Origin of the sequence: Prevotella sp. HCN-7019, from assembly GCF_037890215.1 — a bacterium.
In the GTDB taxonomy this organism is placed as follows: domain Bacteria; phylum Bacteroidota; class Bacteroidia; order Bacteroidales; family Bacteroidaceae; genus Prevotella.
In genome coordinates this window covers 717,616-731,960 of sequence record NZ_JBBKBO010000001.1, presented here as the reverse complement: position 1 = coordinate 731,960, position 14,345 = coordinate 717,616, and the positions used below count along the sequence as shown (strand labels likewise).

Annotated in this window: 5 protein-coding genes; 3 read left to right on the top strand and 2 right to left on the bottom strand. The window is 53.5% G+C overall.

Going from position 1 to position 14,345, the window contains the following annotated elements:
* The first annotated feature begins 1,254 nt into the window (after positions 1-1,254).
* The 3 genes from WKT13_RS02510 (at position 1,255) to WKT13_RS02500 (ending at position 9,020) form a co-directional block, all read left to right on the top strand.
* Positions 1,255-3,699 (top strand): DUF4982 domain-containing protein, encoded by a 2,445-nt coding sequence (locus WKT13_RS02510; RefSeq protein ID WP_340322681.1) that lies wholly within the window; start codon positions 1,255-1,257, stop codon positions 3,697-3,699.
* Positions 3,700-3,790: 91 nt separating this feature from the next.
* Positions 3,791-7,681, top strand: a complete 3,891-nt coding sequence (locus WKT13_RS02505; RefSeq protein WP_340322680.1) for a glycosyl hydrolase 115 family protein — start codon at positions 3,791-3,793, stop codon at positions 7,679-7,681.
* 142 nt (positions 7,682-7,823) lie between these two features.
* Positions 7,824-9,020 (top strand): MFS transporter, encoded by a 1,197-nt coding sequence (locus WKT13_RS02500; protein WP_340322679.1) that lies wholly within the window; start codon positions 7,824-7,826, stop codon positions 9,018-9,020.
* Positions 9,021-9,985: 965 nt separating this feature from the next.
* On the opposite strand, the gene WKT13_RS02495 is transcribed toward WKT13_RS02500, so the two are convergent.
* Together WKT13_RS02495 and WKT13_RS02490 are read right to left on the bottom strand one after the other, a co-directional pair.
* Positions 9,986-10,156 (bottom strand): hypothetical protein, encoded by a 171-nt coding sequence (locus WKT13_RS02495; RefSeq protein ID WP_340322678.1) that lies wholly within the window; start codon positions 10,154-10,156, stop codon positions 9,986-9,988.
* 22 nt (positions 10,157-10,178) lie between these two features.
* Positions 10,179-14,315 carry a choice-of-anchor J domain-containing protein gene (locus WKT13_RS02490; RefSeq protein ID WP_340322677.1) on the bottom strand — a complete coding sequence of 1,379 codons (4,137 nt, stop codon included), beginning with the start codon at positions 14,313-14,315 and terminating at the stop codon, positions 10,179-10,181.
* Positions 14,316-14,345: the final 30 nt, after the last annotated feature.

The window sequence follows — 14,345 nt, the reverse complement described above, 5'->3', positions numbered from 1 at the left end:
CACTGATAAAAAACCGCCGGAGCTCATGGCTTTTCATCCCATGCTCCGGCGGTTTTCCTTTTTCCCGCTCTTTCCATACATCCATACGCCATGGCATAACAGTCATTCCTTTCCCATCACATCATTCGCCAAGCGCCGCAATTCCGGCTGCACATCGTGTTATCCTTACACCTTCAGCCCAATGACATTCACCATATAATTATATTACTGATGCCTCCGCAGAAATTCAACTGTGACTGGTTATAATTAAAAACAGCAACTCCCGTCCAATATCGGCATTGTTTCATTCCGCAGAAATAGAAATAATCAGGGCAGTTACAATTTTTCAGTATCCCGCGAGTTTTCCGTCCGAGTTTTCTGTTCTACCCCCAAAAATAAGAGAATATTTGCGCGCGGACCTTCCTTCGGACGCAAATATGCGAAAAATAAGAGTTTTCCTCAAGACCTTGTATATCAATAGCTTACATCCGGAAGTGATTTTTTCGTCACACGAAATGCACCGTTTCAGCACGTGATATGGCCCGTTTCATGGCCTGAAACGTACGATATCACACCCTGAAACAGACGAAACCAGAGGCTGATATGGGCATTATCGGAACGAAAGACGGATTATACGCTATTCCGAAACAGGATATACGTCAAAGCCGTTCGGACTGAAATGGGCTTTATAATACCATATTTAATATTTCTTTACATCTCTTTTGCGATTTTATTTTGTCAAAAAAAAGTCAAGAAAAACTGTAAGTCCAGCACTCGGGTTTTCTTTAAAAACGCCTATATGACGAATAAGGAGACATACGAAAAACGTGTGCTCCTCTCGCGGTGAGTATTTATTTGTCGCTGCAACGTGAATTTGTTATTACCCCAACATGCGTTCCCCACTATTCCTGCCACTCAACATTGCCCGGAATATTTCCTTCATTCAGTGCTGATTCATGAATAAAACCAATCCTCCACAGGATTTCCACAGAGCCCTACTGACGCTTCATTCCATATGCAACCGCAAGCTGGAACAGTAGCTTATCGTCCATACAGTGCGGCCTTCTTGCTTTATCTCCAATATGATGCATCGCAATATAGATTGTACGGAAATATGAAATATCGGGCATTTTTATTATTTTTGCAACGGAGTTTTGCTACATTTGTGCATCACTTCCACTGATATTGAACAATAATCGAAGCTTGAATGTATCTGCGACATGCGCAGAACTAAAAACCATATTACCTGAATTAATTTAAAACATACTTACTGATATGAGCACAAAACTCACAGGACAAGTCTTGGCAGTGCTTCTGCTGATGCTGTCCGGTACACTGTCCGCACAACGAAGCGAGACGTTGCTTGAGAAAAACTGGAAGTTCTCAAAAGGCGATTTCAAGGACGCCGCACTGCCTGAATTTGACGACAGCCGCTGGCAGACGGTATACGTGCCGCACGACTGGGCCATATACGGACCGTTCGACATAAAAAACGATTTGCAGGACGTAGCCATCACGCAGAACCTTGAGACTCAGTCGTCGCTCAAGACGGGCCGCACGGGCGGACTGCCCTACACCGGCTGCGGATGGTACCGCACGTCGTTCAGCGCTCCCGAGGGCAAGACGGTCACGCTGCTCTTCGACGGTGCCATGAGCGAGGCGCGGGTATATGTAAACGGCAAGGAGGCGTGCTTCTGGCCGTACGGCTACAACTCGTTCCACTGCGACGTCACTTCCCTACTCCGTCACGACGGAAAGAAAAACACGTTGGCCGTGAGACTGGAGAACAGACCGCAGTCGTCGCGCTGGTATCCGGGCGCAGGGCTCTACCGCAACGTGCATCTCATCATCACCGAGAAGACCCATGTGCCCGTCTGGGGTACATATGTCACCACCCCGCATGCCGACAGCACCTATGCCGCCGTGCGTCTCCTGACCGAGATTGCCGGCGCCGCCGACAGGAAGATAAACATCGACACGCGCATCATCTCGCCCGAAGGAAAGGTGGTCGCGCACAAGAACTATGAGACAAGGATAATAGGTGACCGTCCCGTGGAGCAGAATTTCATCATCGACCGCCCGTCGTTGTGGTCGCCAGAGACTCCTGCGCTCTACAAGGCCGTGTCAAGAATATATGCCGACGGACAGCTCACCGACTCGTGCACCACGCGCTTCGGCGTCAGAAGCATTGAGTTCGTGGCCGACAAGGGATTCTTCCTCAACGGCAGGCAACGCAAGTTCCAGGGCGTGTGCAACCATCACGACCTCGGTCCTTTGGGCGCAGCCGTGAACCGCGCTGCACTGAAACATCAGATCCTAATGCTCAAAGACATGGGCTGCGACGCCATACGCACATCGCACAACATGCCTGCCCCGGAACTCGTGGAGCTGTGCGACGAGCTCGGAATGATGATGATGATCGAGCCGTTCGACGAATGGGACGTGGCGAAATGTGAGAACGGATACCACCGTTTTTTCAATGATTGGGCAGAGAAAGACATGGTAAACATGCTGCGACACTACCGCAACAACCCGTGCGTGGTGATGTGGAGCATCGGCAACGAGGTGCCCACGCAGTGCCGTCCCGACGGTTATCGTGTGGCGGAATTCCTTCAGGACATCTGCCATCGCGAGGATCCTACACGTCCGGTGACCTGTGGCATGGACCAGATAGACTGCGTGCTGTCCAACGGTTTCGCGTCAGTCATCGACATTCCGGGCTTCAACTACCGCACCCACCGCTATGAAGACGGCTACCGCATACTGCCTCAGAACCTGCTGCTCGGCAGCGAGACGGCATCGACGGTGAGCTCGCGGGGCGTTTACAAGTTCCCCGTCGAGGACAAGAACGGCGCGACATACGAGGATCATCAGTCGTCGTCATACGACGTGGAGGCAGGAGGATGGTGCAATCTGCCCGACATCGACTTCGCCCTCGCCGAAGACCATCCCTGGACTCTCGGTCAGTTCGTGTGGACCGGGTTCGACTATCTGGGCGAACCGTTCCCCTACGACACCGACGCATGGCCCAACCACAGTTCCATGTTCGGAATAATAGACCTCGCGAGTCTGCCCAAGGACCGTTTCTATTTGTACCGCAGCATCTGGAACCGCAACGATGCGACGCTCCACATACTGCCCCACTGGACGTGGCCGGGACGCGAAGGCGAGGTCACGCCGGTGTTCGTCTATACGAGCTATCCGGCTGCCGAGCTGTTCGTAAACGGCAAGAGCCAGGGCAGACGCGAGAAGAACGACAGCTCGCTGAAAAGCCGTTACAGACTGATGTGGAACGACGTGAGATACGAACCGGGCGAGATTCGCGTGGTGGCTTACGACAAGGACGGTCGCCCCGCCGCCGAAAAGACGGTCAGGACGGCAGGAAAGCCGTATCGCATTGAGCTTGAATGCCTCCGCACGGAGCTGTCGGCCGACGGCAAGGATCTGGCCTATGTCACGGTGAAAGTGACCGACAAAGACGGCAATCTCTGCCCTACGGACAACAGAACCGTGCGATTCAGCGTCAGCGGGGCCGGCTCATTCCGTGCCGTAGCCAACGGCGACGCCACTTGTCTCGAACCGTTCCAGAAGCCGCAGATGCACGCTTTCAACGGCATGCTTACGGCTATAGTGCAGTCAAGCGAGCGTTCCGGCCGCCTCACTCTCAAGGCAAAGGCTTCCGGACTGAAGTCTGCCGAGATGAGTTTCGACGTGAAATGACCGGCCACAGACACCATAACGGCCGGCAAATCCGGCCATATCTTTCGGAAATTACTGCAAAACAACAATATCATTCACTAATAAAACCGCTATGAGAAAAATCTTTTCATTCATCTTCATTGCTGCTATGACGGCTCTGACGGCAGGCAATGCCTGTGCGCAAAACGCCATAACAGTGAGCGAAACAGAGCAATCGGGCAGCTTCCCGATAGTTGGTGACGACGGAACAACCGCCACTATCGTGTTCGAGAAGAACGACGCTCAGGTCGTTGAGACCGCTGCCACGGCACTCGCAGGCGACATCAAGGCCGTGACCGGTAAGGAAATCAAGGTCGGAACAGAGCTTACTGCCGGCAGTTCGCCAATCATCGCGGGCACGATAGGTTCATCCGAACTCATCGACCGTCTCGCTGCCGAAGGCAAGATAGACGTTTCCGACGTCAAGGGAAAATGGGAGGCATACGGCCTTCAGACCGTAGATAATCCCGCAGAAGGCGTTGACCGCGCACTGGTTCTGTTCGGTTCGACACCCCGCGGCACGGCTTACGCTATCTTCGAGGTGTCGCGTCTGATGGGCGTATCGCCTTACATCTGGTGGGCCGACGTCGTTCCGGCGCATAAGGACATGCTTTATGCCTCGGCAGGACGCAGCGTAACGGGTGAGCCTTCGGTGAAATACCGCGGCATATTCATCAACGACGAGGACTGGGGATTCCAGCCGTGGGCTGCCAAGAACATGGATCCCGACCGCAATAATGTAGGTCCCAACAGCTACGCCAAGGTGATGGAGCTGCTCCTTCGCCTGCGTGCCAACACGCTGTGGCCAGCCATGCACCTGTGCTCGGAGGCTTTCTGGGCAAACAAGGCCAACCTTCCCGTGGCGAAGAAATACGACATCGTGCTCGGCTCAAGCCACTGCGAACAGATGCTTCGCGACAATGAATGGGAATGGAGACGCTGGGGTGACGGCACCGGAACATACGAGAACTGGAACTATGTGACCAACAAGGAGAAGATACAACAGTACTGGGAGGAGCGCGTTATAGAAAGCAAGGGCTTCGATGCGATGTATACCACCGGCATGCGCGGCGTACACGACTGGGGCATAAGCGGCTATCCTACCACCCAAGACAAGGTGCGCGGACTCACGGAAATAATAGGTTTCCAGCGTCAACTGCTCGAGAAGCACATCGGCGACCCGACCACCGTGCCGCAGATATTCATACCTTACAAGGAAGTTCTCGAGGCCTACAACGCCGGACTACAGGTTCCCGAGGACATCACTCTGACATGGGTGGACGACAATCACGGCTACATCAGACAGATGCCTACAAAGAGTGAGCAGGCGCGTTCGGGTGGAAACGGCATTTATTATCATCTTTCCTACTGGGGAACACCGCAAGACTATCTGTGGCTCTGCTCCACATCGCCTTCGCTCATCAGCTATGAGCTGAGCAAAGGATATGACTACGGCATACGCACTCTGTGGATAATCAACGTGGGCGACATCAAGCCTGCCGAGGCAGAACTGGAATTCTGCATGGACCTTGCATGGGATGTTGAACGCTGGAATCCGGAAGAGGCACACAAGTACAGCCGCTACTGGGCCGCGAAAACCTTCGGTGAGGAATATGCCGACGAGTTGAGTGACATCAAACAGGAATACTATCGTCTCGGCGCTGGCGGCAAACCGGAGCACATATTCGCCGTGAGCTACACCGACGAAGAGAAAGACCGCCGCATCGCCGACTACAAAAACATCGTGGACAAGGTGGACAATCTCAAGGCGAGAATACCGTCGGAGCTGCAGGATGCTTACTTCGAAATGATAGAATATCCTGTAAAAGGCGCCTACTATATGAACGTAAAGACATTCCGCGCAGCGCAGAGTCTCGTGCTGGCAAAGGCCGGACAGCGCGACAAGGCGCTGGAGTATGCCGCCGAGGCACGCAAGGCTTACAGACAGATAGAGCAAATAACAAACAAATACAACAACGAGATTGCAGGCGGCAAATGGAACGAAATGATGGACTCAAAGCCACGCCAGCAGTCGCAGTTCTACATGCCTGAGACCGCAACACTGTCCAACATAAGCAGTGTGCAGAAGGAAATAGAGAAAGAACAGACCTTCGCCGTGGCTGCCGACAAATACACATCGACCAAAGGCAACATCGTTACTCTTGAAGGACTGGGCGTAGGCGGCAACAGCGTCACCGTATGGCCGATAGACGAAACGGTGTATTCTGCCGACAAGGCAGGCAGCGCTCCCTACGCGGAATACGACGTAGAGGTGAAGAGCGGCGCCAACATGATTTCGGCACGCTGCCTCCCGACATTCCCGATAAACAGCAGTTTCGACCTGCGCGTAGCCATATCTGTGGACGGAGGTGAGCCGCAAGTGTGCTCGCTCAAGACCACAGCGACCGAAGGCAAGTGGAACACGACAGTGCTGCAAGGCTTCAACGACGCCACCGTGACCTACAACGCCGACGAGGACAAGACCGTCAGCGTGCGTGTATATATGCTCGATCCGGGTGTTGTGCTGAGCGAAATATACAACCGTCTGCCCGAATCGGCCGACAATTCACTCACCGTGAAGCTGATAAAGAACAACGACTTCGAACTCCGTACCGACGGAACGCCCAACCCGCAGGGCAACACCGACCGCGGCATACCGTACGGATGGGATCACACGGGCGAACTGACACTCGGACAGAACGGACTGCCGTCATACGGAATAAACCAGGATGCAGCCAACCTGCACGGCTCAAACGTGTGCTGGATAAACTCGTTCCCGATGCCGGAATTCTTCGAACTGTCGCAGACAATACCCGCATCGGAGATAGAACCGGGCACCTATCGCGTGTCGTGCATGATGTGGATGGAAGAGAACAAGAAGGCTTCTGGACGCCTCTTTGCCAACAACAACGTGCAGTATTACGGCAGCGAGAGCGACTACACCCGGTTGCTGACACCCGGTGAGGTGAACACCTACGCCGGACATGCCGGACAAAACGGCGCAGGACCGTTCAACCTGATGCCAATGGAAGTATATGTTACCGTGGCCGAGGGAGAAGACCTCAAGCTGGGAATACGCTCCGGCAACAAGCGCAACGACGGAACCACAGCCACGGACAACGCCGGATGGTTCAAGGTAGACAACTTCCGCATAGAGAAAGTGAGCGGTATGCCAGAACCGCAGGAGGAAGATCTCACGCTGACAAAGCAGCTGATAACCAACTACGACTTCGAACTCTACGACGACAACGGCACGATAAAGGAGAACACATCGGGCGATACGCGCCGCGGAACCATCTACGGCATACACGGATGGAAGGTGGCCGGACGGTTCCCGGGCGACTCTTACGGCATAAACAAGGACGCATCGAACCCTCACGCCACTAACGTGTGCTGGTTCCAGGCAAAGAACGGCAACATGCCCGACGACTTCGCGCTCTATCAGACCATACCTGCCGACAAGCTCACTCCCGGCCGTTACATGATATGCTGCCGCCTCTGGGCCGAAGAGGGATTCCTCTCCACGGTGCGCCTGTTCGCCAACGACAACGTGCAATACTACGGAATGGACATCGACTACGACAAGAACCTGACACCGGGCGAGCACAACACCTTCGCCGGATACATAGGCGGAGCGCCCAACACGTTCGTGCTGCAGGACATGTATGTATATGTTGACATAGAAGAAGGCGACGACCTGAAGTTCGGCATACGCTCGAGCAACACCAACGCCGACGGCACCAAGGGCACCGACGTGAAGAACGGATGGTTCAAGACCGACTTTTTCCGCATACACAAGGTGGACGACACCAACGGCATCGGCACACCGACAGCAGGCACAGGCCGAACCGCCAAGGGCGTGTACAACATAAAAGGACAGAAGGTGGGCGCCGAACTGAGCGACAATCACAACCTGCCGAGCGGCATATACGTGGTGGACGGACGCAAGACAGTGGTGCGCTGACCACACCGTATGGCTCCGGACAACAGAAAAACAAGGAAGGCGGCCTCTCCATGGAGGCCGCCTTTCGTGTTAATTATGCCCAAAACAGTTGCGCGGCACGCAACATATAGATAACTTTGCAGACCGAAAACAACAAATCACTATGATACAACTGAAGGAAAACCAGGGCATACCACGGCAAATACTGCTGATGATGTCCATCATAGCGGGCCTCACTGTGGCCAACCTTTACTACAATCAGCCATTGCTGGAACTCATCCGCGCCGACATCGGCGCCACGGAAGTGGAGGCCAATCTCATCACCGTCATCTCACAGGCGGGATATGCCCTCGGCCTGTGTTTCATCATTCCGATGGGCGATCTATACTCACGCCGACGCATAATAGCCGTCACTCTGACCACGGCAGCCGTGATGGACCTCATCATCGCCACCTCCGGCAGCCTCAGTCTGATATGGGGCGCGTCGCTACTCATGGGCATGTGCTCGGTCATTCCGCAGCTGTTCATACCGATAGCCGGCCAATACTCGCGTCCGGAGAACAAGTCGCGCAACATAGGATATGTGCTCAGCGGACTGCTCACGGGCATTCTCGCCTCGCGCGTAATAAGCGGTTTTATAGGCGAACGACTGGGCTGGCGCGCCATGTTCTTCATATCCGCCGCACTGATGGTGGTGTGTCTTGTGGTGTCGATGGGCATGATGCCGGCCATGAAGTCGAACTTCAGCGGCACCTATCCGCAACTCATGCACACCGTGTGGCGCATAGTGCGCACCCGTCCGCGCATACGTCTCAACGCCGTGCGTTCGGCGCTGGCCTTCGGTTCGATGCTTGCCATATGGTCGTGCATGGCCTTCCATCTGGCCGGTGAGCCGTTCCATGCCGGTGCAACAATGACCGGAGTGCTCGGACTGTGCGGCATGGCGGGCGCGATAGCGGCAAGCGGCATGGGCCGTCTGGTGCCGCGCTACGGCACACACCGCTTCAGCATTGCCGGCGCACTGCTGCAACTGGCAGCATGGGCTACGGCTTTCTTCCTCGGCGACAGCTACGCCGGACTCATAGCAGCCATCATCCTGGCCGACATCGGTGCACAGTGCATACAGCTGAGCAACCAGAGCGACTGCATACAACAGATGCCAGAGGCAGCCAACCGCGTGAACACCATATTCATGACCGTATATTTCATCGGCGGCTCACTGGGCACTCTCAGTGCCGGCGTGGGCTGGGACTTGTGCGGATGGGGCGGAGTCTGCCTCACGGGCGCGCTGTTTGCGCTTCTCTCGCTTGTAATAACGCTTGCGGCAGGACCTGCCGCAAGCAAAGGCCGCAAGGCTTGAGCGGAAGACAGGCGCGGCAATGCACGACCATGCAGAAGCGCTCATCTGCGGATGAATGAATATACGGTGCAAGTCCGCGATACGACCGTCAGACCGCACTACAGACCATACATCTGCAAACACACGGACTTTGAGCCATCAGAACAAGCTGCTGACCATCAGCAGCTTTTATTTTTTCATGTTCCGACGGTCTGCATACGGCAGCGCGAGAATGGCTTTCAGACCTTGCATAACGGCTTTTTACGCACCGCAGCAAAGTCTGTATGCCACAGACGAAGAATCATCCCCACAGACCGTGCAAATGTTTCCAGTGTTATCTATCACACCTGATATAGGCACTTTTAAAGAAAACCCGAGTGGCGGACTTACAATTTTTCTTGACTTTTTTTTGACAAAATAAAATCGCAAAAGAGATGTAAGGAAATGTTAAATATGATATTATAAAGCCCATTTCAGTCCGAACGGCTTTGACGTATATCCTGTTTCGGAATAGCGTATAATCCGTCTTGCGTTCCGATAATGCCCATATCAGCCTCCGGTTTTGTCTATATCAGGGTGTGATATTGTGCATATCAGACCATGATACGGTCCATATCACGTGCTGAAACGGTGCATTTCGTGTGACGAAAAAATCGTTTCCGGATGTAAGCTATTGATATACAAGGTCTTGAGAAAAACTCTTATTTTTCGCGTATTTGCGTCCGAAGGAAAGTCCGCGCGCAAATACTCTCTTATTTTTTGGGGTAGAACTGAAAACCCGGACGGAAAAATCGCAGGCTACTGAAAAATTGTAACTGCCCCGATAGCTTTTCTTTCAACTGAAGGAAATAATGCCGGTCCGGTATGAAAGCCACAGCCTTTTATTGGAACCCATCCCGGCCGAACTTCTACCGGTCCGGGAAACGGCATACAGAAGCCACGAAACAATGCCGCAAAAACGCTTCCGACGCTCTCCGAATGTTGGTTTAAGAATTTGCCATATCAAGATTTTTTACCGATGAAATGGGTAAATATACAGTTTCACCACCTGAAAAACTGCCGGCGGAGCCGTCGGAAACGGTATGCACAACGGGGCTGCGCAGCACAAAAAAACTGTGGCGGCACACATCGGCCGCCACAGCTCCCAAATTTAACATATCAACTATATATATCAAGAAACTACCGTCTCACCACTTTGACGCTGCGGCTTGTGCCGTCGGTGTAGGTCTCCGTCTTGATGTTTACACCCTTCACCGGAGCGTTGAGTTCGCGTCCGTCGAGCGTATACCATCTTACACTCTCCACTGTCTTCGCCTGTTCAGTAACGCCACCGATACCGGTCGACGTGTTCTTCTCAATTCTGATGTTGTCAAGATATATCACATCGTTGCCTCCACCGGTGTATGCGTAGAATGCGTAGCTCATGTGACTGCAGTTCTTCACAGCGTCGAGCGACACCTCATATTTCTGCCATCCGTCCTCGGTGTCGCCACCCACAATGTAGTTTGCGGCCTCAACATACTCGCCGTCGTCGCCACGCAGGAACACGAAGAGCGAAGGTTTGTTGTTCGGATAGGCTGTCGCAATGTTGTAAACCCAGAACGTCAGCACGTTGTCCTGGCCGTCGAGAGCAACCTTAGGCGATACGAATCCGGCACCGGCATACTGCTCGTACATGCTTCCGTTGTACATGTAGGCACATCCACCGTCCTCGTCCTGAGGCGCAGCCTGGTTGTATGTGCCGTCAGGATTGGTGACGCCCCATGTGAAACCACCAGTGTATGTCGAGATGATCTGCCACGGTGTGGTTTCTGCCTCGCTGTTGGCGAACGACTCCTTGTAAGGCAATGTGTAGAGCGGACCGAGCACCACCGAACCGACAACCGGCTGTCCTATGCCTTCGTTGGTAAACGGAGCCACAGCATAATATAACAGACGCTGGCTGCTTAACGGTTCGGGTTCGATGGTGTAGGTATTGCCTTTCACGTTGTCGGCAATCAGAGTATATGTAAGTTCGTCAGGATTGTAGCTGTAAATGCGGTACTGCAGTTCATCGTCTACCACCACTCCGCCGTTCACTCCTGCCGAAGGAGCTGCCCAGGCAAGTATGGCGTTCATGTTGTCGGAGCTGCCCTTGACGGTCAGACCGGTCACGGACGATGGTGCGTCGCGGCCTACGAAGAGAGTGTCGAGCAACACTTCGCTGCGTCCGTAGTCGTTGGATGCCACAAGCATGTAGGTGTTCTGTCCGTGGAGCGGCTGTGTGTCGGTCCATGTCATGGCTGCACCCGGCACCACGTCGGTCTGTGTGTAGACCGGAGTCGGGCTTTGTCCGCGGAATATCTCAATCTTGATGTTCTCCTTCAACGCGTTGCCGTGATAGTCAACGGCCGGTGCCTTGAACGTCATCTCGGCTTTCAGGCTGCCGTCTTCGGCCGCTTTCGAAACGTAATCGGTAAATGCGTATGGCGAGAAGGCCGACTTCAGATAGGTCAGTTTCACGTCGTCGAGCTGCGTGTCGAGGAAATCATACTGACTTGTACCCTTTGAGTTGATACCGAAACTGTATTTGCCACCCTCGTCGGTTATGACGTTGTAGGCTACGTTAGTCATCTTGTAGGCAGTGTTCTTGGGCAGGTCGCCTACGAATACTTTCTGTGCTTCCGGTTCAGTAGCAGTGCCCATATACACCTTGTTTGTGACTGTCTCCGAATAGACTGCCGTGCTAACACCGAGCGAAAGTTCGTATACTGCATCGGCGTCGAGTCTTATCATCGGTGTGTAAATCCAAGCCTCAACCGGTGTTTCCTGTACGAAGGCCGAGAATTTCATCAGCTTGTTGTTGGTATCGTACTGCCAGCCGTAGAACGGATTTGACTCAAGGTCGATACCTTCGAGCGTTGTCTTGTAAAGATCTGCGGCACCTTTGGTGTCGAATGTTTCAAGATAAGGTGCGGTATATACACCCACAAAGGCTGAGTCGGCTGCTGCCTCGCCCGTGCCATATTCGTTTTCGGGAACAACGGTGTAGGTATTCATGCCCACAGCTGTCACCTTGTTGTCGGTCCATGTGAGGTGTCCGCCCACTGCAGGCGCATCAAACACGTGCACAGGCTCCGTCTCCTTGTTTCTGTATATGCTGATCTTGGAAAGCGTGTTTATAGGTGTTTCCTCCAGATTTGCAGTCGGAGCGTCGAAGCTGACGGTGGCTGTCATGGCGTCGTCCTCACCGGGCGTAACCTCGAGTGAGCCTACAGCGGCAGGAGCCTTTGATGCGCCCACTGCGCTCAACGATACTTTCTTGAGCATCATCATGGATGCCTTCTTCGAACTGTCACCCGTATATCTCAGTGCCACATAGTATTTTCCGGCTGTCTCGTTGACGAAATATGCGTTGTAATCGCCGAATTCCACATACAGTTCGAAGGCTTCCTCCTCGGCCACCTTACGGAAAGTGGAGAGGTCGTCGGGATCTGTTCCGACATAAACTTCGAACGACTCGGGATATCCTAAGGTGAATGTCTTCATGTTGATAGTATAGCGGTATTTCATACCTGCCTCAAGAGAGATGGCCGGAGTTATGAGCCAGTCGTCACCCTTAGGATAACTGTTGGCATTGATATCGATGCGAACGTCGCTGTTGAATCCGGCTCTCCATGTGTTGCCGTCATTGTTTGCGTCAACCACTGTGAAATATTCGTTGAACACCGACGCATCTGCAAACGACTGGGAATAAGGTGCCGTGAAGGCGTTGCCGCATATCAGTTTGTCCGACTCCACGTATTCGCTGCGCTTGCCGTTGTTGTTTGCATACACGCGATAGGAATAGTTGTGCATAGCCTCCGGCGTGTTTTCGATGAAGGTGGTCTGTGTGTAGTTGTCGGCCACAGTCACACTGTCTGGCATTCTCACCACTGTGTAGCTGAGGTTTGCCTTGTCCAGATATCCGCCGTTCACTCCGGCAGCCGGTGCACTCCAGCTCACGATGTTCTGCTTGCCTTCGGCGTCGTATTCGAAATTGAGGTCGCCCACCTGCACAGGGATGTCATATCCTGCATATTTTCTTGTCGATGCAAGCGGCGAATAGCCTGCTCCGTTGCTCATGTTCACGGCCACATAGTGGTTGCCTTCGGTCAGTGTCACAGGTATCGACACCTTTTCGCCCGGCATCACACTCACGCCCTTGAGATTCTCGCCGTCGAGCCACACGTTGAGCACGGCATCGCCGAGAGCCGCTCCGTCGTAAGTAAGGGTCGGAACGGTGAATTCTATCTTTCCGCCAAGGCTTCCGTCAGCATCAAACACAAGATCGAGGCCCTCTGCCATGGCCGGTGCACCGTCCTTGGCTGCATTCTCGTCCACCTTCAGTGCTACGATCTGCTCGTTCTTGGTGAACTTTCCGATGAGTCCTGCCTCGGCTGTCTCAGGATTGACTGCGTAGAGTTCGCTTCCCGTTTCAGTCTGTGCGGCCCAGATGAAGAGTCCTGTACGGCCGTCGTATATCATCGACTGCGAGTACATAACAGGCATTATGCCGGTGCTGCCCACGAGTGTCGGGCGTGCCGTCTTCTTGTCTATGCGGTACAGATCGCCCAGCCAGTTGATGAAATACATGTCTCCGCTAGGCACGGCAGCAAGCGTCAGGACATTGTATTTGCCGCGGAAAGCAGCGATTTTGTCCATTTCATCGTAATCCTCATTGTATATGCACCAGTCCATACCGGACATTTCGTCGTTGTACTGGAGCGAATATGTCCTGTTGTCTATCGGATTGTAAGCCATCGAGGAAGACAGAAGCGAATAGCCTTTGTTTTCCGTTCCGTAAAGCACACACTTGAGTTCGTTCCAGTTGTCGGTGTCTATCGTGACATAGCGTGCACCGTTCAGCACACCCATGATGCTCATCGGAGCTATACCGACAAACGTGTTGCGGCCGAAAGCACCTGCGAGGAAGTCGTATATGAAGGATGTGCAGTGCGGATTCATAGCCATTTCATCGCCTATACTGAACGAGTATACGCCGTAAGGCACGTCTGTTATAGAAGAGGATGCCCAGTCTGTGCTGTTTATCAGTGCGCAGTAGAGCTTACGGCCTTCAAATGCAGAAACATCTGCGGCCTTCTTTCTGGCGCCAGACTTGAGTATTCTTGTGACAGTGTTGCCCTTTACGGCTGCGTCGCCTATGGGTGTGACAGCCATCGGGCCCGGCTTGCGCGCCGTGAGAGGCGACTGCTCCGTTGTCTGTGCGCCGGCGGTGGCAGCGTTCATGAAGAACACTGCTGCCACGGCGATATCAATAAAACGTTTCTTGTTCATATATCGGTTTTGTTTTGTTCGTACTTATAT